Origin of the sequence: Gilliamella intestini, assembly GCF_900094935.1 — a bacterium.
In the GTDB taxonomy this organism is placed as follows: domain Bacteria; phylum Pseudomonadota; class Gammaproteobacteria; order Enterobacterales; family Orbaceae; genus Gilliamella; species Gilliamella intestini.
The window spans coordinates 52,641-78,045 of sequence record NZ_FMBA01000004.1 but is presented as its reverse complement, the minus strand read 5'-3'; the positions used below and the strand labels follow the sequence as shown (position 1 = coordinate 78,045).

Sequence of the window (25,405 nt, the reverse complement as noted above, 5' to 3'; positions counted from 1 at the left end):
TGTTAAAGTGCGAATAGCCAACTTAACTAATTTCTATAAATAGACTAAATCAGTAACAATAAAAATGAGGCATTTAGCCTCATTGGGTTTTGTATAAAATCGATAGTATATTCCTAACTTATTACTCAACCTATAGCAAGTAACAACTTAATGTTTGTTAAGAATTTCTGAAAAAGGCCTAACAGTACTATTAGGCATAACAACTCGATCATTACCTTTTTCTTTATTAAGAGTCGCCTGATCAATTTCATAACCCAAAAGATTAGATAAAATATATTTATTCATAAGCCCACTTAAATAACCACTTTCCCCACGAAACGATTCAATATACTCACAGTTATAACGTGGATTGGTTGATATAAACATAAAAGGGATTAGAAACTGATCAACATTGTCCCCTATACCATGCCCAACATTGACAATTTCACCATGATCTGAAGTATAAATTATAGTATAGTTATCACTATATTTATTGATAACATCATATAACGCTTTAACTGTACGATCGGTATGGTGAACAGTTAGATCATATTCCTCAGCATCAGGTAAAGCCTGTTTATCAATGTCATCATAATCGCCTTCATAAGGTTGATGGCTACCACGCAAATGCACTAAAATAAATTTTGGGGGGGCATCATCTTTTTGTAGGGTATCTTCTAATAATTGACTTAAACCAATATCGAGGCTTTCTTCACTGAAAGAGACAACATCGCTTTTACGAGCAATAAAACCAAATTTAGTATTAAATGTTCCTTGAATTACTTGCCTCTTAGATGCCAACCAATAGGTTTTGTAATGGTTGAATTTGGCCATTTCAATAATCGATTTATTATTAAATAAATTATCATCACTTTCAGGTACATTAAATGAGAGTGTCATTGGTATCGAATCTCGAGTAAAGGCTGCAGCTGAGTGGCTATTTGGCATAATACACCCGCCATTTTGGCTAAAAATATTGGTCATAAAAGGCGTAGTTTGCTTATGATAACCATAGCTACTATAGCGATTTACGAAAGAAGATTCCCCCATAATAAATACAATTAAGTCGTTATCCGGCTTATTAGGCGGTAAAAGAACAGCATCATTAAACTTTTCAATTTCATGACTATTTGAATAGATATCTGTTGTAGTATAACTAACTAAAATATAGGCTAAATTAGCCAGTACAGCAGAATAACATTTACGCATTACACCAATAGCAGGTTTATAGGCCCCACGCTTTAGATCAGATTTTATTACTGAATAGCTTCCTAAATAATAAAGAAGGGTGAACAGTATAAGCACATAAATGGTTATAGGAATAAAAAGTCTAAATTTAATACAAACAAATTTTTTAAGAATAAATAAAATAAGCAAAGTCGCAATAAACGCAGGGCCAATTATCATTAAGGCTTGCTTAGCCATTGAGAGTAGTTCGTAAGAATTAGTCTCGACAATAGAATCAAGTAGGCTGTCTGATATCATGTCTCCATAAAAAATAAAATAGCTAACTTCTGATAAAAAAAGGAATAACAATAAAACGCCCAAAACAACAACAAGCTTATAACCGCTACAAAGGCAATTATGTACAATCATAATAAAAAATAAAGTTGTTATTGTCATTATATAAAAAAAGAGATCATCTAAAACGGAGTCAGTAGAATTATCATAAAAATGATATTTACAATAGCAGTAAGACCAAATAGCACCAATAAAAGTATAGATTAATAGCAGTAATATTGATGGAAGAATTTTTTTTATCCTACATAAATTCATAAAATATATCCCAATCCTATATTCAAGTATTTTTTGTTAAAAATGATAGTTATAGTTAATTTTTATCACTATTTATAATAAATCAATGTAAATATTGTTTAATTGTAGGAATTTTTACAAATTAATGAAAATAAAAGCGGTATGTATTTTACATGTTTTTTTATATTGTGAAATAATTATTGAATATTTTTTATTATGTTATACAATTCATTTACTTTCAGTAAAGAGAGTAAGATTATTTTATAAAAAATGTAAGAAATATTTAAGGAGAAAATTATGATGTATTTATCAGCGATTCGCGCCCAAGCAAGAACTTTTTTAGGCAAATTCATTAAAAACGAACAAGGTGTTACTGCAATCGAATACGCAATCGTCGCAGCGGGTGTTGCAGCTGTTGTATTAGTTATCTTTGGGAGTGGTGGTCCTGTAGAAGGTATGTTAAAGGATGTATTCACCAAACTACAAACTAAAATGGCAACTTTGCTCAGTTAAGCTGTATAAAAGTGACAAACGTAAGATTTGGTTGCAGTTGTAACTAAATCTTAGTTTTTTTAAATGGCGTGTTATATCGCTTTTTTATAAGAATGAGAGTTACTGGTAGTGATAACAGTAGCTCTTTGTTAGCATAAAAAAACAATGAAATAAATACAAATGGCTAGTGAAGAAACTAAGTTCTCTAATGAATGGGGTAAAATTCGTGATTTGGTGTTTCAAGTCATTGATCTAGATTTAATTGAGCAACTAAAAAACGAACCTAATAAAATCCTGCGCGAAATTCAAACTATAATTAGAGATATTGTCAATTCAGGCAATGCTTATATTACTGCCGATGAGTCAAATATATTGGCGGGTATGATTTGTGATGAAGTTATTGGTTATGGTCCAATTGATTCATTGATGAAAGATGAATCAGTTAATGATATTTTAGTTAATGGTCCTTTCAGCATTTATGTTGAACGTGGTGGTATTCTTAGCAAAACCGATAAGTTTTTTATTAGCGAGCGCCAACTGCTTGATATTGCAAGGCGGTTAGTTAATAAAGTTGGTAAAAATATTGATGAAGCACATCCTTTAGTCGATTCACGAATGCCCGATGGTAGCCGCCTTAATGTTGTTATTCCGCCGATTGCGATTGATGGCACCTCAATGTCGATTCGTAAATTTGGTACCGGTCGCCGAACATTTCACGATTTAATTAAATATGGCTCATTAAACGAAGATATGGCTAATTTTTTAGTCATTGCAGCGCGTTGTCGAATGAATATTATTGTTTCAGGCGGTACTGGTTCCGGTAAAACCACAATGCTAAATGCATTATCAGGCTTTATTGGCGAACATGAACGTACTATTACTCTTGAAGATGCGGCCGAATTAAGGCTACAGCAAGACCACGTGCTTAGGATGGAAACCAAATCAGGTGGTGAAGATGGGCGTGGACGGGTAACGATGCAAGATCTGTTAGTTAATGCACTACGGATGCGGCCAGACCGAATTATTTTAGGGGAGTGTCGTGGTGAAGAGGCTTTTGAAATGCTTCAAGCTATGAATACAGGGCATAACGGCTCAATGTCAACTTTGCATGCTAACACAGCTAGAGATGCTTTATCGCGTTTAGAAAGTATGATCATTATGGCTCAGTCCGAATTACCTATTGTGGCAATTCGGCACTATATTGCCTCCTCGGTTAATTTTATTATTCAAGTTTCTCGTTTGCCTGATGGTCAACGTAAAGTAATGAGTATTACCGAAGTTATCGGTTTAGAATCTGAAAATATTGTTACGCATGATGTATTTAAATTTAAAATTCATGACGAAAGAAACGAACAGGGTAAGATTCAAGGTGAATTTGTCTGTAATGGCTTAATAAAGCGATCAGCCCTTTATGAAAGTGCCCAATATTATGATATGTCAGATGTATTAGAAAAACTAATGTTCAACGCAGCAGGTATAAATATATGATATTGATTCTTTCAATTATTCTAATTCTTGTCGGTGCTGTAAATATTTGGACATGGCGACGCAATAGAGAGCGATTACAAGTTTTTTATAATGTTGAAGTTAAAAACACTACCTTGTCTAGTTTGGTTGAAAGCCAACTATCTCAAAGGCAGCAATCATTATGGCAGCGAATTAGCTTTGATTTTAACGTAATGATGCGATCTTATTATAACCTACTTATCATGGGACAATCTAAAAGTCGGTTGTTTGTTTATATTTTTGTCGGTACGGTTGTGGGGATAATATTAAATGGACAGTATCTTCATTATGATAGTTATACTGTAGCTTTAGCTAGTGGTATTGGCACGGTTGTTATTATGCTTTTTCTTAAAAAAAGAAAGTTGAAAAAAGAATTTTACAATACATTTCCTGAAGCATTAAATACCATTACTGGTATTGTAGCATCGGGTAGTGCCATAACAACAAGCTTTAAAGCGTGCGGCAACTCTATTGAAGGCGTTGTTGGTAAAACATTAAAGGAAGTAGATAAGCGAATAGAAATTGGTGATAATATTGAAGGAGTTTTAATGAACTCTTATCAACGACTGCCTTTCCCTGAATATTACTTTTTTATTTTAACGGTAATGGTTAACCTTGATAGTGGTGGTGAATTAAAAGAGGTGCTTAGTCGGTTAACAAAAATGTTAACAAACAATCAGGTTTTAGTTAAAACCAGAGACGGTAAAACCGCCGAATTAAGAATGACGATGACAATATTAGGCTGTATGCCCTTTGCTTTTATATTTATACTTAAATTAATTTCACAGACACATTATGATTATTTAATGGATACATCAGTGGGTCGTGGTATTTTGTACTATGTCATAGGTAGTGTGGCTATTGGTTTTATCATTATAAAGGGAATGATTAATAAAATCGTTTAAATTATGACTAGTTTATTAAATATATTAATTCCAATTATTTTAATTTATATTGGCTGCAAAGAGTTAATTGGTTCTTATTTATTAAGTAAAAGAAAACAAAAAATCAGCTTGCTATTAAATAATGAGAATCAAGAAAAAAAAGCACCTAAAAAGCATGTTAACCAAAAAGATGTTGCTTTTGAAAAAATTGCCGCAAAAAATAGTGTAAGCCTTAGTTTTTTACGCCAATTTCAAGAACAAAATAGTTGGAAGATATATGCTGTTATTATCGTATTTTCACTTTTTTATCTTGCCAATCAGATATTCTCGTTTATTGAACTTGGTTCTAATATGTTAATGGTTGTGTTATTTGTCATTATTATTATAGTCATTATTGTGCCTGAAAAGCTAGTAAGAAGACAAACAGCAAAAAGAATAAGAAGAATTTCACAAGACTTACCATTGGTTATTGATATGATGGCTATTATGGTTAAATCGGGCATGACCGTTGAAAATGGTTTTAGGTATTTAAGTACAAGGGTAAAACCAATCAATAAAGATGTGGCAGCTATTTTAGAAAGGGCTTGCTTAATGATGGATGTTAATGGTATTGAACTCTCGATTGATTTAATTCAGCGAGAGGTACCAAGTAAAGAAGTTAGAATGTTTTGTATTACCTTAAAAAGGAGTATTAGCTATGGTAATTCAATTTATGATGCTTTATTAGATTTATCAGCTGAAATGCGAGAAATGCAAAAATTATCTATAGAAGAAAAAATTGCTGCAATTGCAGCCAAAATGACATTACCTATGATGGTGTTTTTTTTAGCGCCTGTTCTTATTATTGTGGCCGGGCCTGTCATCATGGATATTATCACATCATTAAGCGAAAGGATGTAGAAACAATGAACCATTTTTCAATACATTGTAAAGTAAAAAAATTAATAAACACAAAATTTATTATAGTATGTTCAATGCTATTTATTGTTACTGGGTGCCAAAATAGTACCGTTAGATACGATTTAAATGACAAACAAAAAATTTATGTCCATGAAGCAACTAAAAATTATGGTGGTTTAATTGAGCTTTATAAACAACGTTTACAACGTTCTGATAGCGAAGATACTCGATATAAACTTGCTCAAGTTTATTACCTTACTCATGATTTTGAAGCTGCAAAAAGAACATTAATGCCAGTATTAAAGAAAAGTAAAAATGATAATGTTTTTGTTTTATATGGGCATATTGAATCTAAAATGCGAAATAATGACACGGCATTAGAATATTTAGACAAAGCTATTGCAATTAACCCAAAAAATGGTGAGGCGTATAATGTAAAAGGTATCGTTTTGTTGAAAAAGAAACAATATGATGCAGCACGTTATTCGTTCAATCTGGCCAGAGACAACTTTTATGACGAAAATAAAGTCACAAATAATTTGGCAATGCTATCAATTTTGAATAAAGATTATAATGAAGCTTATAAATACCTAAATATTTTATATACAAAAGGGTATCGTGATCAAACCATTCTTCATAATTTACTTTACACTTTGGTAAAGTTAAACAAAATACAATTAGCTAAGTCATTTTGTATAGGGCATAGGTTATCGAATGAGCCAGAAATTTTAATTCAAGAATTAAAACAAATTGAACCAATTGATGCAGTTAAGTTTAATGAGATCAGGCCAACACAAAGTGAAGGTCAAAAACAGTATACGATTGAAAAAACAGCATTACAAAAAGTATCTAAAACAGATACCGAGATTAAACCTAAAAAGGGAACTAAAGCGCAAACTACAACTAAGTCAGAAGTTAATGCTAAATTAGCGAACATAGCAAAATTAGACACTGAAACCGAAACCGACGTTAAAAAAGGTTCTCAAAAAAATAATCAAGCTAATCAGGCGGTAACTAAGTCGACTATTTTAGCCGTTCGCTCCGGTGAACACGGCAAATTCAGTCGAGTCACCTTTGAAACAGTCAGTCCATTGAGCAAAAATCAATACTTGCTTGAGAAGATTTCTCCAACCGAGTTCAAGTTATCGCTTTATGATGTAACGCTTCCAAAAGCGGGAATAAACTATATCATTAATCGAATTGCTCGTAGTGATCGTGATTTTAGCAATGTAACAGGAACTTTAACGGCTGAAAAAAAATTAATTTTAAAAATAAAAACAAAGCAGAATTCAATAGTGAAGGATTTTGATGCAGGTCCTGATGCTTGTAAAGCAAAGTGCTTTGTGTTTGATTTTTATTTAGAAAATAAATAAATGCAACAAAAATAAATATAACATCATATGGAGTTTGCATGAAAGAAAAAAAATTACTAGTTCTGTACATATTAATGTTATTTGTTGGGCTAGCATTACTTTTTACAAAATCATCGCCTGAACCTGTTACTGAACCATCGGTTCAGCAGCAGGTTGTGGTTGAAGAACCTAAAAAAGAAGAGCCCCAAAAACAAACTATTACAATCGCTGTTGCAAAACATGATATTGATAAAAATACAATTTTGACTAAGGCTGATTACTATTTTAAATCAATTGAAGTTGAAGCAGGAAGCAACGAAGCATCCAAATATATCAGCGATGCAATGGCAATTGATACTTATGTTTCTATAAACAATATTGCTAAAGATACTGTAATAGAAAGTCAGTTTCTTGCCTCGCCTAATTCAGAACAATACCGACTACTTGCACTAAAAGATGGAAATTATATGTTTCCGTTCAAAATAGATGAAATTGATTCTTATTTAATAAAAAATCTAAAGGCCGGTGACCTTGTCGATCTTTATGTCTTTTATGCTGACAACGAATTAGCAAACGCTAATAATAAAGGCTATGGTAATGATAGGCTTGTTTCTCCTAGTGATAATTTTACTAAAAATCGCATAAAACCAATTATTGTAGGTAAAAAAATTATTTACATTGATCTAACTGAAGGAGTTAAATCGAACTTTCAGAATAGAAAAGAAACGGCTCAAATTCAATTAGAGCTTTCAAATCAAGAAATTAAATTGTTAAGAACACTAATGGCCAACTCTACAGTTATTATGTATCCAAGTACTTATAAAAGGGGTATTGATGATGGATTACGTTTGTTAAATGACAAAGAAAAAAACTGGCCACTAACGGATAAAGCGATTTTTTCAAAAAAGAAAAAACCGCTTAATTTGCTAAAAGGTAACTAAGAATGCTAATAAAAATTAAACCAATTATAAACACAATTAAACAGCTAGTTTGCTTATTATCTATTAGCTTTTCCTCGTTGGTTTTTGCTAATATTCATAACTTACAAATTGGGCAAAGCAAAACAATTGTTTTACCTGAAAATGTAGGCACTGTCTTTATTAGTCAAGACAGCGTAGCTAATTACGAAGTTGTTGATGGTAAATCATTAATTATATATGGCAGATCAAATGGTAGAACTAGTTTACTCGTTTATGATGATGCAAATAATATTATCATTAATGATACTATTAATGTTGATCCGCTTTTATCGCAAATCACACATAGAATAGCGCAAAATTTTCCAAATAGCAGCGTAACAATAGATCGTTATGATAACGGCGGTGCAAATGGTAAATTTGTTTATGTATTAAATGGCACCACGCCAGATACGACAACAAAAAGTAAAATTATCACGCTTGTAGGGACACTTGTTGGGCAAAATGCGGAACGTATACGAAGCAAAGCATCAGGTGAGTTTGGGGATATAGATCTTACATTTCAGGATTATTATGTCTATAACAATATTATTGATAATATTAGAGTAATTGAAGAATATCAAGTTAATGTAAAGTTGACCTTTGTTGAAGTGAGCAAAACATTTACTGATTCGTTGGGTATTGAATGGCAAAGTTTAACTTTGGAAAGTATGGCCAAAGGTCAAGATTTTAAGCCTAATAATATTGGTGAATTTACATTATTGGGTCTAAAAAAAGGATTTGATATTCATAATATTGTCACCATGATTCGTGCAATAAAAAATGATCGGTTAGCTAAAATTTTAGCACAGCCTAATTTATCTGTATTATCAGGCGAAAGCGCCTCATTTTTAGTTGGTGGCGAAATTCCAATTATATCTACTGGTAAAGATGGTGACTCTAACGTTACGTATAAAGAGTATGGTATTAAGTTAAATATCAGCACAAAAGTAAATAATGATAAACGTATTAGATTATTTATTAATAACGAAGTAAGTTCGGTTGTTGGTTCGTATGCGTTTAATAACTATAATATTCCAACTTTACAAACACGAAAAACCAGTTCAACTATTGACTTATCTGATGGTGATAGCTTTGTAATAGCAGGATTAATTAGTGAGCAAGATACAGAAACATTATCTCGCATTCCTTTTGTTAGTGATATCCCTATTTTAGGGGCATTGGCTCGTAGTGCAGGAAACGGTCGTGAAAAGACCGAAATGGTGGTATTTGCAACAGTTAATTTGGTTAACTCTAATAATAGTTTTAATGGCGTAGAGCTACCAATTTTAGAACGTACCGATGTAATTAATAGCTTTTTTAATATTAAAAATAATATGGATAAGCAACGACGCAAAACAGTGCCTGTATCTAATGAAAGTGAAAAATTTATTAACGACATGGGTTTTATTGAATAAAAGGCTAGTGAGATTATTATGCAATTATTTGGTAGTAAAAAAGATAATGATACATCAAAAAGCGCTTCACAAGAATTTGTGGTTGGGCGTATATCCGGTTTTCAAGTGGCTATTTTAAGTAAAAGAAGTGAGTTGATTGAAAATATTCGCTCTGTGCTTTTTCTTTACAATGTATTAGGGATGGAGATCTTTCCGTTAGAGTTATCTGATTTAAAGGAAGCTCCACACTGGAACAAATATGATGCTATTATTTTAGATATCAAAGATCAAGACAATGCAGAAATTTTATCAGAAAATATTAACCGTTTTTTTCCAATTCAAGCATCAACAATACTCATTGGTAGTCATGATTCGATTAAGTTTTCTGAATTTTTGTTAAAAAAAGGAATTCATTTTTTATTAGAGAATAGTCAATTAGAAAAGATTCCAGATATCTTACATTCAAGGAGTATCACTCCACCAGGTTCAAGCCAAAGAGTAGGTAGCGTTATTGCGTTTTTAGGGTGTAAAGGAGGTATTGGTACTTCATCGTTAGTGGTTCATACGCTAAAAAATATTAGTTCACTAACAAATTATCCTCTTCTTTATATTCAAGGTGCAACAGCAAGTCCTAATGCTGATTTTTTATTTGAAATGCCAATCCCTCAAGATGGTTCATTAGTTGATGTTGAACTCTCGCTGCAAGTAAAAGTCGAGCCAAGTGATACCGCTTGGAAATACGACAATTTAAACTCAGGGCAATTTAATATTACAGTTATTGATCAAAATATGGGGTTAGCCTCTTCATTTAAGCACTTTGAAGAGATTATTACCTTGTCTAATATTGTTTTTATTGTAATAAATCGCGATCCCTTTTCGATCAAAACTGCTAAAAAAATGTTAGACGAAATATCTCGCCTTACCACACAAAATACAGATTTCCAAAATAAACGTTTTTTGGTTTGTTTAAATGAAGATGTTCCTTATGATAAAAAAAATGCTTTGCAAGATAGCGATATAGAAGAATTTTTAGGCCGAAATATTGATTTTACACGCAAATTTATCCCAAGTTTGGATAAATTTAAAAAAGCACATAGCAGTAAAGAAATAAAAGAAATAGCTTCAACTATTATAGGTAATAAAAAAATCGAAACAAACAAACAAAAATCACCTTTTTCAATATTAAAGAAAAAGAAAGATTAATCCTTAATATAATAAAATAGAGCAAAATTATGTTGAAATATTGGAAATTATTTTTTCGCCAAAAAAAAGCAAGTGTCTCGCTAGAATTTGCAATTGTTTTTCCTTCGTTAGTTGTTCTATTTTTGTTCGTTATTGAATTTAGCCGAATTATGTTTATTGGTTCGGCTTTGGATTTAATGACTACAGAAATAACCAGAAAAGCAGCAATTTCCCAACAGTCGAGTTATCAACAACAAATGCAGCAATTGATCGCATCAGAATCACTTTTATTTCCCTATATTGCTGATCCACAAAAGTTTACAGTAACAGTAAAATATTGTGAAACAGTCAAGCAGGTAACTGATGGTGGTTGCCAAGCTGCGCTTGCTGATAATACTCAGATACTGTTATTTGAATTGCAGTATGAATATTCAGCCATATTTTCCAAATTGTTTAGTCGTATTCTTGATACTTCTTTGACAAAAAAAACTATCGCTTACCGAGAGTTTAATAAAAATAGTTGATAATTTAAGGAATAAAATAACAATGAAATCTTCTGGCAATTTTTTGCGTAATAAAGATGGTATAATGTCAATAGAATTTGCTGCATGCTTTTTGTGCTTTTCAGCTTTGGTATTTATTATTTATGATGTATATAGTAGCATTATGTTACAAAGCAGATTAGAGCGTGCAAATTATGCGGTAGCTTCGATTTTTCGTGAAAGGTCATCTTTGTATCCAATTATAGATAGCTCAAGTGTTCAGAATACATCTTCATTATGCAGTAATTCTGACTCTTGCTTTCAATCTCATGAACTGTTTAATGATACTCAAGTAAAAGAACTTAGCCAACTAGCAAGTTCATTATTAGGTGGACGCAATGTGGCTGTAAAAGTAGATGGTTTATTTATTTTTCAAGATGTTAATAACCCAGCAAGTTTAAAAGATGCTGAATTTGTTACGTTAAGTGCTGAATCTTGTCCTTCTGGCGCCTGCAATGATGGTATTCGCAAGTATTTTTCTTCATTACCTAAGATGGACGATCGTTCAGATGGTTCACTTACTAACTATTCAAAACTAGTTCCATATGTTCCAAGAATTAGTGATTTGGAAAATAAATTAGAAGGGCGTTGGATTCCTCTGTATCGCGTTAGTATGTGTATTGTCAACGAGGAAAGTCTTTATTTAAAATTGGTTAACTCAAACAGAACTGCCTCTGGTTTTTTACCAAATTTATGTAGTAATTTTGTAGTGTTGTCTCGCTGTAATGATATTTTAAATCCTACAGACACAGCTTGTCCAATTTATCATCGCTAACCACACGCATATTAGAGGTCTATATGAGTAATAACAAATCTGAACACAAAAATCATAATAAATCTTTTTTTAAGTGTAATTTAGGTAGTGTGGCTATAAGCTTTGCAATTATGGTCCCAGCTATGCTTGCTTTTATGGTAGTTTCGATAGAACATACCCAAACAATGCGCAATCGTGCAAGGCTTTCTGAAGCAACTAACGAAGCCTCGTTAGCTATCATAGCTTTAAACAATAAAAATATTGATGAAACAGCCATTAAAAATAATCGTTCAATGGCAATGAACTATATCAATTATTTTTCTTCTCAAAAAATTACTGACACGTTGGGCGATGGCGATAGTATTGATGTTGAATATAACACAAAAGAAAAAGTATATAGTATTAAATATAAACAAAAATTGAATTCCCAAATTACTGATGAACAAACCGGTGAGTCAAAATCTATGTTTGTTACTAATAAATCCGACAGTTACGGGAACACAAAAAAATTTGAACGTTTTGATTCATTTGATATCGCTTTTATTGCTGATTTTTCAGGCTCGGCAACGTGCCAATATAATGACTCAACTTGTAACGATTACTTAGGAACAAATAGCTCACAGCAACGCCTTCAATACATGAAAGCGGCAATCGTTGATATTATTGATAAATTTAAAGGGGATTCTAAATTTGCATTAGTTCCTTATGACATTGGCGTACCGGTTCAGCAAGATACTAAAAACCCAGCAGGCGGAGAAAGCTACGCTTGCTCGGTTATGTATAAAATGAAATCGCCTTATGACAAAATTGATTATAATTTTTGGGCCAATAAAAATATTGCATATTCAAAATGGAGTAATTTAAAAGCAAGTGGAGAGATTAATGACTTTTCATCCTATAACTACTTTACTAAATTTGAGAATACTGTTAATTATTATTTAGATTATTTTAATTATCGTTATTATTCACAAATTATTGGGCCGGCAAAAGGTCTTAATAATGATCAAGCTTTAGTCAATAGTGGATTGTGTAGCCGTAGGCATCATGTTGATCAACTGAATATGGGATCGGCAAAATATGCTTGTGGTGAAAATGATCCAAATTATCCATTGAGCGATAAAAACCAGCAAATAATTAAAAAGCAATATGGCAATATAGTTCAACTGTATGATTATATGTTTTCAGGGGATTATCCTGATGTGCATTATTCATTTGCCAACACTAAAACAGTCGATGTACAAGGTACAATTGATACCTTATTTAGTGGTATCAATAGTAATACAATAACATTTAACCGACCAATTTCGCCAACTGTCGCTGATTTTTCACCGTTTTTGGGAATGTGCCAATCACCTTTATACAATAATAATATTATGAGTAAAGATGTGATTAATATGAACTCTAACTTCCAAAGGTTTAAAGAAACCGCAAAACATATTGGAACATTTAAATCATCCCCTCATTTAGTGCCTTTTAGTAAAGATAAAAATCATAATTTAGATTTACTAAATTATATTAAGAATGGAAACTGGCAACCAGGCGGTGGAACAGATACCATAACTGCTTTATTAAGAGCTGTTCCTGTAATGGCAAAAGGTGAGAGTAATAATAAAATGATCATTATTATTACAGATGGCAAAGATGATGCAGGAGCGGATATTCTTAGAGATAACTTCTTGGATGCTGGTGTTTGTCAGGCAATAACTAGCGGGTTGACCTCATTAGATAATCAAAAAAATGGTTATATTAATAGAGCAGCTAAAACAGCGATGATCCATTATATAAAACTAGATCCACAAGCAGGTAATTCGACAGATGCATACGGAAAATGGTTTACCAAGTGTATGAATGGTAATAAAAAATATGTGCACGAGGCTAATGATTATAAGACATTGTTCGATACAGTGGAAAAAATTATTCAAACAGAGACGGGAAATTTTATTAACAAAGGTGAGTCTAATTAATCAATAATATGATAGGAGCAATTCTAAATGAAACTGATTAAATTAGTAGTGTTGTTTGTATTTTGTTTATGTTCTTCTTTATTATTTGCCAATGAGCGAAGTGATGCGGTAGTGTTTTCAATAAAATCAGGATTGCAGATACCTACCGCATCCAATTCAGCTTATACGGGCATAACAATCGAAAACGGCGATCTTTGGATTTGGGGATATAGAGATTTAGGCCTACAAGGTAATGGTGTCTATACTGTTTCATCTAGTGCGCCTCCCGCCAGAGTGAAAAGTTTTGTTGAAAAAGGGCTTAGTATTACACAAGTTGCAACTGGAATTGCGCATATAATTGCATTAGATGATCAAGGTAATGTTTGGGGGTGGGGGCAAAATGGCTATCAGGAAGCTGCCGGAGGTAAATACTACGGTTATCCAACCTCGCCTGCTTTAGTGTTAGATAATAAAGATGTTATCATGATTAATGCAGGGGAATATACTTCTTATGCATTAACAAGAAGTGGCGAGGTTTATTCTTGGGGATATAATCTTTATGGGCAAGCAGGGCAAGGAACAAGAAGATCAATAGTTGGAGTTAATCGTATTGCACAAAAGTATTTTAATAATAGACCGGTAGTATTAATCGGAGCGGCTTATGAAAGCGGTTATGCTATTAATGATAATGGCGAAGTTTTTGCCTGGGGGGATGAAGAATCAAATGCATTTGGTTTTGAAAATATACCTGTCCATGTTTATAATTTTGCTCCGAAACAAATCACAAATTTACCCGTTGATGGAAAAAATATTATGCAGATAACAGGCGGAAATCGGTTCACGACTTTTGTAACATCATCCGCTGACGTTTACTCTATGGGGGCAGCAAATCACATAGGAATTGGTTGTGACTCTCATTATGATAGTCGGTGCGAAAGAGGCATAAAAGATCCTCAATTAATTACCGGTAATGTTGGTATGTTATATTGTCGCTATGCAGGATGTATTGCTACCACAAAAAGCAATAAAATATCAGTATGGGGTGTAACTGCTGGTGCTTTTAATCATATAATATATGAAGCAATACCAACGATTAAAAGCCATATTGGCAATTTAACAAAAGTTGATGGAGGTAAAGAAAGCCTACTGTATTGGAATGATGAAGGTAAAGTTTTTGGCGTTGGCTTTCCTGGCACAAATAAATTTCGCTCAGGAACCGGTGCAGTTAATTGGCCAGGAGTAGAATTAAAATTTGTTACAGATGAAATGAAAAAAGTTTATGGTGAAAACTATATTCCAGGGCAAGGTTACTAATGATTAACCAAGGATTAATTAATGATATTATTATTTTGGCGATTTGGCTGTGTTTGTTAGTTTCTTGTTATACGGATTGGAAGTACCGAATAATCTCAAATAAAATCGTCATAATAATATTCATTCTGGCTATTTTAAACTTTTTGTTTGGTCAAGGACAGCTAAATTATGGTGCATCAGCAATATTTTTAATCTGTGGTTTGCTTATGTTTTATTGCCGATTAGCCGGTGCGGGGGATATTAAATTAATTACGGCACTTTTAATAACAATTCCTGTAAGCAGCGTTCTGTTTTTCTTGGTTGTGATTACATTTTTTGGTTTGCCACTAGCAATCTTTGTAATTATATATAAACGTTTAAAGAAACCCGAAGGCGGTATTACATTACCCTATGGAATTGCAATAAGCGCAAGCTATTTTTTAACATCAATTACACTATTTAAGGTTATATTGTAATAGTAAACTCAACATTCACCTTAATGATATGTGTATTTTGATAATCAGTATTAGTGTTTCTCATTCTAAATAAATGATTGAGAAACATTCCTTTCTTATATGACATTAACTAATAATACCTTATACCTGAACGATAATTACAGTATATGTAAACCTAAATGTATAGAAAATAAGTGATTGCTTGATTACAAGCAAATCTTATACACTAATACCCCATTTTGTTTTAAAAGATAATTATTCTTGCTTTACGCAAAGATATAATAAAAATTTTTTAAAAATTATTACATTAAATTATAATTATGTATAAGATTGATGTTTTTGTTTTATACTGAAACGTAGTATTTTCTGAAACTTTTTTACAAAAATTATTATCTTTAGCCATATAAATTAAAGATATACGTATTATATAAAGACATTTTTGTATACAATTTTGTGCATGCCAAGTTTTTAGAACATTATAAATTTATTACTACAGGATGATGAATCATTATAATTATTTTTATTAGTTTTTGGCGTAAAAAGTAGTAATGATATTAATTTGCATTTATCAAAATTTGTTAAAGTTATGACATGGTTATTTCTTATAGATAACATTGAATATAATTATATTTACTACGGCATTATAGAAATAAATTAAGAGGAGACATGCATATGGAAAATCATAGCAGTAGTACCGTTGCTTTTGTTAAAAATCAGCGTGCTTCATTAATCAGTGCCATTTTTTTAATGGCGACATCGGCAATTGGTCCAGGATTTATTACTCAAACCGCTACGTTTACCGTTAAGCTTGGTACTGCCTTTGGCTTTGGTATTTTAGCATCTATTATTATCGATTTTGTTGTTCAGCAAAATATTTGGCGAGTGGTTGCGTTAACCAAAATGAACTCGTCAGACATTGCCAATGCCACAATTCCATTTAGTGGTTATGTGCTAGCGGTACTAATTATATTTGGTGGGTTAGTGTTTAATATTGGTAATATTGCCGGCGCAGGATTAGGTTTAAATGCACTTGTTGGGCTTGATCCTAAATGGGGCGGAGCAATTAGTGCACTTTTAGCGGTTTATATCTTTTCGTCGCGTAAAGCCAGCAATTTTATTGATCGTTTAATGATAGGTTTTGGTTTGTTAATGATTGTTTTAACGTTATTTGTGGTATTTGCATCGCACCCTCCAGTTGGTGAAGCATTAAAAGAAACCGTGTTTCCGAGTGATATCAATTTTGCTTCAATCACAACTATTGTTGGTGGAACCGTTGGGGGATATATTTCTTATGCTGGCGCTCACCGTTTACTTGATAAAGGTATGGTTGGTGTAGAGCATATTGATTATGTTTCAGGCGCGGCCACAAAAGGAATTGTCGTTGTTGGTTTAATGCGTTACATTTTATTTTTAGCGATTTTAGGGGTCGTGGCAAGTGGTGTGACAATTGATATTTCAAGTTATGCAGCCAATCCCGCATCGCAAGCCTTTCAGGCTGCCTTGGGCGAGCTTGGATTACGCCTTTTTGGTTTAATTTTATGGGCGGCAGCCATAACTAGTGTTATTGGGGCCGCTTATACTTCAATGACATTTATTACACCTTTTAAACGAACAATTACAGATAGACAACGCCAATTTGCCACCATTATCTTTATTGCTGTTTCGCTTGTGATCTATTTAGCTATGGGAACAGCACCTGTATCATTACTTGTTTTTGCCGGTGGTTTTAATGGTTTAGTGTTACCGCTTGGTTTGACTATTTTTGTGTATATTGGTTGGCGACGAGCTGATCTTATGTCTGGATATCATTATCCAAGATGGTTGTTATTTTCAGGTGTGATAGTGTGCGCAATGACTTGGTATATGGGCATAATGTCGGTTGCGACTATTTTTAACGATTTAAAATAGAGGACAATATGACAATCACCAAATGTATTGATTTAAACAGTGACCTTGGCGAAAGCTTTGGTCAATGGCAAATGGGTAATGACGAGGCAATGCTAAAAGTTGTTAGCAGTGCCAATGTCGCTTGTGGATTTCATGCCGGTTCGCCAGCCGGTATTTTAAAAACATTGAAAGCGGCCAAAGCCAATAATGTTGAAGTGGGTGCTCATGTCGGTTATCCTGATTTAGTCGGTTTTGGTCGTCGCAATATGGATATAGCAACTGATGAGTTAACCGCTGATGTGATTTATCAAATTGGTGCACTTAAAGGATTAGCCACATCAATCGGCACCAAAATAAGTTATGTTAAACCACATGGCGCATTATATAACACTATTGCACACGATAAACGTCAAGCAATGGCGGTGATTGATGCGCTTTGTGCGGTTGATTCGACGCTGATTTTGGTTGCTCTTGCTGGTTCAAGATTGATTCACTGGGCTAAAGAAAGTGGCTTAAGCGTAGTTGCCGAAGCGTTTGCTGATAGAGCGTATCATGCTGATGGTACATTAGTTTCGCGTAAAGAAGCAGGTGCTGTATTGCACGATCCTGATTTAGTAGCCGATCGTATGTTGCAATTGGTTAATGATGGTGGCGTGATGTCTATTGAAGGGCAATTTGTGCGTATTGAGTCAGGATCAATTTGTGTCCATGGCGATAGCACTGGCGCTTTAGCGATGGCACAAAAAGTGCGACAAAAACTACAACAAAATGGCATTAATATTGCCTCGTTTGCTAAAAGTAACAATAAATAAATTAGTTAATATTTTGAAAAATTAATCAAATTAATAAAAAAATAAAAGTATGATTAGACAACACTTTACCAAGTGGGCTATAAACTTGGCCTTTAATATGACCAAACAATATAAAATATGTATTGTTAGTGATTGGATGTTGATCATATTTCGAGGTACTTAATGCGATTTTTACCCGTTAATATCGATGCGTTTATCGTAGAATTAAACAGCCTTGAGCAAACTATGGCACTTACTGATGTGCTTCAAGGTGTTATTGCTGATTGGCATATCAATGAAATAATCCCAGCAGCACGAACCTTATTAATCCGTTATAACCCCATTGTAACCAGTGCTAATATACTTGCTAAGCAGATTGCTCAATTAGATATTTCGGCAACTGTTATACAATCTGGCGAATTGGTAACAATACCTGTTCGCTATAATGGTGAAGATTTAGCTCAAGTGGCAGACTATCTTGGTATAACGGTTGCCGAAGTCATTGCAAGGCACACTGATAACGAGTATCAAGTGGCTTTTTGTGGCTTTGCTCCTGGATTTGCTTATATGGTATCTAAAACGGCTCAGCTTAATGTACCGCGTCGCAAGTCGCCTCGAGTTCGTATTCCGGCAGGATCGGTTGCTTTGGCAGGAGAATTTAGTAGTGTATACCCACAAGCAAGTCCTGGTGGTTGGCAACTAATTGGTATTACTGACACCGCAGTTTGGGACATCTATCGTGATAAGCCAGCGCTGTTCAAACCGGGTACTCGGGTTCATTTTATTGATGTAAGTCAATCGAAAACAACTTATCATTTACCTGCTCATTTATCAGCTGCTAAAAAACAAGAAGACCTTGTTGAGCAACAAGATATAACAGTATTAACGACAGGATTGCAAACATTGTTTCAAGACAATGGTCGAATTGGGCAGGCGGCGTTAGGTATTTCTGAATCGGGAGCGATGGATAAAAGCGCATTACACAGCGCTAACCGAGTGTTAGGTAATTCAATTAATGAACCAGCGTTAGAAATTACTCAAGGCGGTTTTAGTGCACAAATAAACCGCCCCATGTTAGTTGCAGTAACAGGAGCTGTATGCGATATCACCATCACCACCTCACAAGGTGAAACCTATACTTCGCCCATGTATCGGCCAATTCAATTAGAAGTAGGTGATATTATCCGTTTAGGTAATGTAAAATGTGGCGTTCGTAGTTATTTAGCGGTGCGTGGTGGTTTTCAAGTATCGCCAATTTTAACCAGTTGTGCGTTTGATACCCTTGCACAAGTAGGTCCATTGCCACTAAAAGCAGGGCAAACATTGGCAATAAAGCAAACAAATGCGTTAAAACCAATTCCATTAACTGAAACCCCTGCTATCAATTACCCAACTAGTGAGGATGTGGTTGTTTTAGATATTGTGCTTGGGCCGCGTACTGATTGGTTTACTCAGCAAGCAATAGAGCTTCTTACTTCACAGCTATGGCAAGTAACGCCAGCTTCTAATCGTATTGGATTACGCTTATCTGGTGAACAACCATTAAGTCGTGAAAAACACCAAGAATTACAGAGTGAAGGAACTTGTATCGGCGCAATCCAAATTCCTGCTAATGGGCAGCCAGTACTATTTTTGAATGATCACCCTTTAACGGGTGGTTATCCTGTTATTGGTGCAGTATGTAATTATCATTTAGATTTGGCAGGTCAAATACCAGTTAATGCCAAAATAAAATTTAATCCGATAGGGATATTTAAAGAATTTGAAGGGAGTGATGTTGATCATGTCTGAAAATAATCAAACAATAATGCATAAAGTATTAATTGCTAACCGTGGCGAAATTGCCGTACGCATTGTGCGTGCTTGTCGTGATATGGGATTTTTATCTGTTGCGATTTATGCTGATGCCGATATTAACGCACTTCATGTACAAATGGCCGACGAAGCTTATGGACTAGCAGGCAATATGCCAAGCGAAACGTATTTAGATATTGATAAAATTATCGCTATAGCTAAAAAATCAGGAGCAACGATGGTGCACCCTGGTTATGGTTTTTTATCTGAACGTGTTGAATTTGCAAAAGCGGTGCAAGATGCTGGGTTAATTTGGGTTGGACCCAATCCCGAAACGATTGAAATATTAGGTGACAAAGTCAAAGCAAGGCAACTTGCATTGCAAGTGGGTGCGCCATTGGTTGTGGGAACAAAAGAACCTGCTAAAAACGCTAAAGAAGCAGTCGAATTTGCCCATGCCCATGGTTTACCTATTGCTATAAAAGCCGCATTTGGTGGTGGTGGTCGAGGTTTAAAAGTTGCTTGGCAAATAGATGAAGTAGAAGAGCTTTACCATTCTGCCGTGCGTGAAGCAACTGCCGCTTTTGGGCGTGGAGAGTGCTTTTTAGAACAGTTTTTACATAATCCTAGACATGTCGAAGCACAAGTTATTGCCGACAAATTAGGTCATATTGTTGTGGTCGGTACACGTGACTGTTCATTACAACGACGTAATCAAAAATTAATTGAAGAATCTCCTGCACCTTTTATAACTGAGCAATTAGAACAGCAAATTATTCAATCTTCGATTGATATTTGCGCTAAAGCAAACTATGTAGGCGTAGGGACAGTTGAGTTTTTACTCAGCCAAGATGGCAAATTATCATTTTTAGAAGTCAACACACGATTACAAGTAGAACATCCTGTAACAGAAGAAACAACAGGCATTGATCTTGTTGTTGAACAACTGCGTATCGCTCAAGGTTTGCCATTAAGCATTGATGAAACACCAAAACCTAAAGCTCATGCAATCGAATTTCGTATCAATGCCGAAGACGCAGCTAATGGTTTTTTACCTGTAGCTGGTACTATTACACGCTTTGATGTACCATTAGGAGCAGGTGTTCGCGTGGACAGTGGCGTAACGGTGGGATCAACAATTCCTGCCACGTTTGATTCACTGATGGCAAAATTGATTGTAGTTGGTCATAATCGACAACAAGCTATTGCTAGAGCTCGCCGTGCATTAGCAGAATTTACAATTGAAGGGGTTGCTAGTGTGTTGCCATTTGATCGTGCGGTTATTGAACATTCTGATTTTTGTGATGATTTTAAATTGCATACACGTTGGATTGAAACCGAATTAAATGCCACAATCACACCTGCAAAAAGGCAAATTCCTGCCAAAGAAGAAGCATTAATAAAAACCGTTATCGAAATTGACGGCAAACGCTGTAAACTGGGCTTACCAGCAAACCTATTTGCTAGATTTGCTATGCAAACCGAAGCAAACGTTATCTCATCGACTTCAACTTCTGCTAATGACGTACTATCCGATTCGCTTGTACCATCGCCTGTATCTGGTAACCTTTTTAAATGGTTAATTGATAATAACCAAAATGTAAACGAAGGTGATGCCATTGGTATTATGGAAGCCATGAAAATGGAAGTACAAATTATTGCACACCGAAGTGGCACAGTAACCAAAACAGTCCAAGAGGGCGATTATGTTAATGCAGGTGATGTCGTTGCTGAAATTAACTAGCACCTGATTAGCTTCAATTAATCCCAATTTGGGCACTTCTACAGCCTAATGGTTAAGCTTTAATAACTAGTATTATATTAAAATAATAATACTAGTTTTTTGTTTATGTTTAGCCATTTTTTGATAGTAAATGACTAAATGATGCTTAAGTCAAGACAGTTTTTAATGAATAATAAAACTTAGTAATTACTTGAAGTAATATATAAAAAAAGATTATTATCATGATTTTTTATATAAATTTATTATTCAAATATGTTAAGGTTTTAGAATTATCTTTAATAAATAGGAAAGTAGAATGGCACACTCATCTCATCCTCTGGTCCGTTTTTATTTTAAAGTTGGGTTAGTATTACAGATTTTATTAGGTTTAATATTTGGCGCTATACTTGCTGATGTATCTAAAAATACAGCACTAAATATGTCATTATTAGGCGATCTCTTTATTAACGCCCTAAAATCAGTTGCCCCTCTTCTTGTGCTTATTTTAGTAATTTCTTCAATATCAAATCACCAACACGGTAAACAAGCGAATATGAGATCGTTAATTACTCTTTATCTTGTTGGTATGATGTTAGCTGCATTATTAGCCACCGTTGCCAGTTTTTTATTCCCATCGCAAATTTCATTTGGTGACACACTAAATAACCTTGAGCTTTCTCCGCCTAATGGTATTACCGAGGTGTTAAAAACGTTACTAGGCAAAATGATCGACAATCCAATTAATGCGCTGATGAATGCAAATTATATTGGCCTTATTGTGTGGGGAGTTGGTATTGGCTTGGCATTAAGACATAGCAGTCAAACCACTAAAACGATGATGAATGATTTGTCTTATGCTATTTCGTTTATTGTCAGAATTATTATCCGATTTGCGCCTTTAGGCGTCTTTGGGCTTGTTGCTTCAACATTAGCCGAAACAGGTTTTGATGAGATCGAAAAATATGCGCATTTATTAATTGTATTAGTTTCTTGCATGGTGATTGTTGCATTGGTTATCAACCCATTACTCGCTTATCTAGTTATGCGAAAAAACCCATATCCACTCGTATTTACCGCTTTAAAAGAAAGCGCGATCCCTGCTTTTTTTACACGTAGCTCAGCTGCCAATATTCCTGTCAATATGGAAATCTGTAAAAAATATAATATGGATGAAGATACCTATACCGTTGCAGTGCCACTCGGTGCGGCAATTAATATGTCGGGTGCAGCTGTTACCATTACGGTGTTAACACTAGCAACAGTGAACTCAATGCCAGTTAGTGCCGGTATACATGTTGATATCTATTCTGCGGTATTACTTTGTATTGTAACTTCAGTGTGTGCTTGTGGTGCATCGGGCATTGCTGGGGGATCGTTACTGCTTATTCCAGTTGCTTGCAGTATGTTTGGTATACCGAATGAAATCTCGGCTAAAGTAATTGGAATTGGTATTGCCATTGGTGTAATTCAAGATTCGGTTGAAACTGCATTAAATTCATCAAGTGATGTTGTATTTATTGGTGCGGTTTCATCAGCAGCGCAGAAAAAGCAAAATAATACGACTAAAATTAAGTATTCAAACCTATCTAATTGGTAACTCTCATTTATAACTGAGTATGGTAATTTGTTATTATCAGCTCAGTTTTTATTTATTCCTCACAACCAAACATATCACATTGCTTTTTCTCGAATGGCTCTTTATTATTAAAAAACATCTAATATTTAAGTTGTTTCTTATATTATTTAGATGTTCCGATACTATATGTGATGAGGAGACACTATGCCATTTAATGCCATTGTTTTATCGAAAGAAGAAAAAACGGGGTTTTCATGCTCCTTAAAGAGTATTAGTAAACAGCAGTTATTAGCGCAAGAAGGTGATACCTTAATCCAAGTAACCTATTCAAGTATTAACTATAAAGATGCGCTAGCTTTAACCAACAAAGGCCCTGTAGTTAGGCAATGGCCAATGGTACCAGGTATTGATGGTGTTGGTATTGTGCTAGAGTGTCGCAGTGGTCGTTATCAAAAAGGCGATATAGTTATATTAAATGGATGGGGTTGTGGCGAAACGCATTGGGGGTGTTTGGCACAATATGCCTATTTTCAATCGGATTGGCTGATTCCACTACCTAACAATCTAACGCCTTATCAAGCCATGGTCATTGGCACAGCAGGTTATACAGCTGCGTTATGTGTTGAGCGAATTATCGATTTTGGAATAAAACCACACCATGGTATGGTGCTTGTGACAGGGGCAAGTGGGGGAGTTGGCTCAATTGCCGTTGCATTACTTACTAAACTTGGTTATCAAGTCACAGCATCGACCAGTAAAATCGATGAAGCACATTATCTACAAAAACTCGGTGCAGTTAATGTTATCGATAGTCAAATTTTAAAAGAAGCAGGTAAACCCTTACAAAAAGAACAGTGGTCAGCGGTTGTTGATGCGGTTGGTTCGCACACTTTAGCCAATGCTTGTGCTCAAACTCAATATGGCGGTATTGTCGCTTGTTGTGGGCTTACTCAAGGAATGAGTTTACCTGCAACGGTTGCACCATTTATTTTACGTGGCGTAACTTTGGCTGGCGTGGATAGTGTCATGGCAAGCTATGATAAACGTGTAACAGCATGGAGTTTATTAGCGCAGCATCTGGATGAAGATATCTTATCTTATATCGGCAGAATAATCACATTAAACGAGTGTGTTGAAGTGGCAAATAAAATGATCGCAGGAAAAATAAAAGGGCGCTTTGTTGTTGATGTAAACAAATGAATCTAGGTATTGCTAAACAGTGGTATCTTGATAATTACTGTTAATCAACCACGAAACGGTATAGACTCCTGAATATTTTTTACAAAAATTTAGCTTGCTATCTTAATTTATCTTCAATCGAGCTTTTTTTAACACACTATAAATGGTTGGATGACTGAGCATAAATATTTAGCTAATTAATAACGGTGATTTTTTATGATATAGACGCCATATCGCTTATCTGGGATACGGCGTTAGATATATGCATTACTGTCATTGCTGAAATTACTATCAACAATGTGAGGTATTCCGACTCGTTAGATCACATCAGCAAGTTCTTAAATGAAATTAGCGCTTGTATTATTTTATAAATGGGAATAAATTCGTTGGAGTGCTATTTTTACCATTACCATTTTAAATTTTCAGTCATCTAAGATTAATTTATGAGGGAATGTGATATGCCATATAAAACTCGTGAAGATTTACCCGATTCAGTACGCCATGTTTTGCCTGAACACGCACAAGATATTTTTAAAGAAGCATTCAATAGCGCGATTAAGGAATATCAAGATCCGCATAAGCGGCGTGATAATAGTGATCCCGAAACGATTGCTTTTAAAGTGGCTTGGGCAGCAGTCGAAAAGGTTTACCACAAGGGGGAAGATGGTAAATGGCAACGTAAATAATCATTAGGCATCCCAGTTAAATAATAATTTGATAGAAATAATTTATATTATCCTAATTTTTTACTAATCATTACTTTTATGAGAATAAAATAAGTTAGGATTAGATTATTTCTATCACAAGTAAAAACGGATTTATTATATTGGTTTTCTTTTTTATCCTAGTTATAAATAAACGCTGTTTATTTTTCTCTGACTTACTTTAAACCTATTAACGAAGTAAAACGTAATTAACAGCAATATATTAGTTATCTGGAAAGCTATTACGAGCTGGGACATTTTATAGCATCAGGTCGAAAAGTTCCACGCATAGGCGGAATGATTGTTTGCTAAGTAGAAAGCAAGAAACAGCAATTTTAATCATAAAGGAAGATTCATTTTA

Annotated in this window: 21 protein-coding genes; 20 read left to right on the top strand and 1 reads right to left on the bottom strand. The window is 34.3% G+C overall.

The genetic code is table 11. The annotated features are described in order from the left end of the window. Positions 1 to 147: 147 nt before the first annotated feature. Positions 148 to 1,464: a sulfatase-like hydrolase/transferase gene (locus tag GA0061080_RS01860; protein ID WP_167349162.1), complete on the bottom strand. Its 1,317-nt coding sequence runs from the start codon at positions 1,462 to 1,464 to the stop codon at positions 148 to 150. Positions 1,465 to 2,031: 567 nt separating this feature from the next. On the opposite strand from GA0061080_RS01860, the gene GA0061080_RS01855 reads away from it, so the two are divergent. From GA0061080_RS01855 to GA0061080_RS01760, 20 genes are all read left to right on the top strand, one after another. After that, entirely contained in the window at positions 2,032 to 2,247 is a 216-nt protein-coding gene (locus GA0061080_RS01855; RefSeq protein WP_091120090.1) for a Flp family type IVb pilin, read from the top strand. 159 nt (positions 2,248 to 2,406) lie between these two features. Continuing rightward, positions 2,407 to 3,714, top strand: coding sequence for a TadA family conjugal transfer-associated ATPase (locus GA0061080_RS01850; protein WP_091120086.1), 1,308 nt, complete (start codon positions 2,407 to 2,409; stop codon positions 3,712 to 3,714). Then, entirely contained in the window at positions 3,711 to 4,637 is a 927-nt protein-coding gene (locus tag GA0061080_RS01845) for a type II secretion system F family protein (protein WP_091120083.1), read from the top strand. Before GA0061080_RS01850 ends, GA0061080_RS01845 begins: the two co-directional genes overlap by 4 nt. A 3-nt stretch (positions 4,638 to 4,640) precedes the next feature. Then, on the top strand, positions 4,641 to 5,516 hold the full coding sequence (locus GA0061080_RS01840; RefSeq protein ID WP_091120079.1) for a type II secretion system F family protein: 876 nt from the start codon (positions 4,641 to 4,643) through the stop codon (positions 5,514 to 5,516). 74 nt (positions 5,517 to 5,590) lie between these two features. Continuing rightward, positions 5,591 to 6,889, top strand: a complete 1,299-nt coding sequence (locus GA0061080_RS01835) for a tetratricopeptide repeat protein (protein ID WP_167349161.1) — start codon at positions 5,591 to 5,593, stop codon at positions 6,887 to 6,889. A gap of 38 nt (positions 6,890 to 6,927) precedes the next feature. After that, positions 6,928 to 7,809, top strand: coding sequence for a CpaB family protein (locus GA0061080_RS01830; RefSeq protein WP_091120073.1), 882 nt, complete (start codon positions 6,928 to 6,930; stop codon positions 7,807 to 7,809). Positions 7,810 to 7,811: 2 nt separating this feature from the next. Continuing rightward, positions 7,812 to 9,242: a type II and III secretion system protein family protein gene (locus GA0061080_RS01825; RefSeq protein WP_091120068.1), complete on the top strand. Its 1,431-nt coding sequence runs from the start codon at positions 7,812 to 7,814 to the stop codon at positions 9,240 to 9,242. Between the two features lie 18 nt (positions 9,243 to 9,260). Next, entirely contained in the window at positions 9,261 to 10,424 is a 1,164-nt protein-coding gene (locus tag GA0061080_RS01820) for a CpaE/TadZ family protein (protein WP_091120064.1), read from the top strand. A 29-nt stretch (positions 10,425 to 10,453) separates the two neighbouring features. After that, positions 10,454 to 10,927 (top strand): TadE/TadG family type IV pilus assembly protein, encoded by a 474-nt coding sequence (locus GA0061080_RS01815; RefSeq protein ID WP_091120060.1) that lies wholly within the window; start codon positions 10,454 to 10,456, stop codon positions 10,925 to 10,927. Positions 10,928 to 10,949: 22 nt separating this feature from the next. Continuing rightward, positions 10,950 to 11,720, top strand: coding sequence for a TadE/TadG family type IV pilus assembly protein (locus tag GA0061080_RS01810; protein WP_091120057.1), 771 nt, complete (start codon positions 10,950 to 10,952; stop codon positions 11,718 to 11,720). Positions 11,721 to 11,743: 23 nt separating this feature from the next. After that, positions 11,744 to 13,663: a TadE/TadG family type IV pilus assembly protein gene (locus GA0061080_RS01805; protein ID WP_091120054.1), complete on the top strand. Its 1,920-nt coding sequence runs from the start codon at positions 11,744 to 11,746 to the stop codon at positions 13,661 to 13,663. 27 nt (positions 13,664 to 13,690) lie between these two features. Continuing rightward, positions 13,691 to 14,956, top strand: coding sequence for an RCC1 domain-containing protein (locus GA0061080_RS01800; RefSeq protein WP_091120050.1), 1,266 nt, complete (start codon positions 13,691 to 13,693; stop codon positions 14,954 to 14,956). Further along, the gene (locus tag GA0061080_RS01795) at positions 14,956 to 15,411 is read left to right on the top strand and encodes a prepilin peptidase (protein WP_091120047.1); all 456 of its coding nucleotides are present in this window, start codon (positions 14,956 to 14,958) and stop codon (positions 15,409 to 15,411) included. Before GA0061080_RS01800 ends, GA0061080_RS01795 begins: the two co-directional genes overlap by 1 nt. A 651-nt stretch (positions 15,412 to 16,062) precedes the next feature. Beyond that, positions 16,063 to 17,298: an NRAMP family divalent metal transporter gene (locus tag GA0061080_RS01790; protein ID WP_209435695.1), complete on the top strand. Its 1,236-nt coding sequence runs from the start codon at positions 16,063 to 16,065 to the stop codon at positions 17,296 to 17,298. A 14-nt stretch (positions 17,299 to 17,312) separates the two neighbouring features. Next, the gene (locus tag GA0061080_RS01785) at positions 17,313 to 18,089 is read left to right on the top strand and encodes a LamB/YcsF family protein (protein ID WP_091120208.1); all 777 of its coding nucleotides are present in this window, start codon (positions 17,313 to 17,315) and stop codon (positions 18,087 to 18,089) included. 162 nt (positions 18,090 to 18,251) lie between these two features. Continuing rightward, a complete protein-coding gene (locus GA0061080_RS01780; protein WP_091120039.1) occupies positions 18,252 to 19,859 on the top strand; it encodes a 5-oxoprolinase subunit B/C family protein in 1,608 nt (535 codons plus the stop codon). Further along, positions 19,852 to 21,606, top strand: coding sequence for an acetyl/propionyl/methylcrotonyl-CoA carboxylase subunit alpha (locus GA0061080_RS01775; protein WP_167349160.1), 1,755 nt, complete (start codon positions 19,852 to 19,854; stop codon positions 21,604 to 21,606). The genes GA0061080_RS01780 and GA0061080_RS01775 overlap by 8 nt, the downstream gene beginning before the upstream one ends. Before the next feature lie 295 nt (positions 21,607 to 21,901). Continuing rightward, positions 21,902 to 23,182, top strand: a complete 1,281-nt coding sequence (gene sstT / locus GA0061080_RS01770; RefSeq protein ID WP_091120033.1) for a serine/threonine transporter SstT — start codon at positions 21,902 to 21,904, stop codon at positions 23,180 to 23,182. A gap of 183 nt (positions 23,183 to 23,365) precedes the next feature. After that, on the top strand, positions 23,366 to 24,361 hold the full coding sequence (gene acuI / locus GA0061080_RS01765; protein ID WP_091120029.1) for an acrylyl-CoA reductase (NADPH): 996 nt from the start codon (positions 23,366 to 23,368) through the stop codon (positions 24,359 to 24,361). 437 nt (positions 24,362 to 24,798) lie between these two features. Further along, positions 24,799 to 25,026 (top strand): ChaB family protein, encoded by a 228-nt coding sequence (locus GA0061080_RS01760; RefSeq protein WP_065639159.1) that lies wholly within the window; start codon positions 24,799 to 24,801, stop codon positions 25,024 to 25,026. Positions 25,027 to 25,405: the final 379 nt, after the last annotated feature.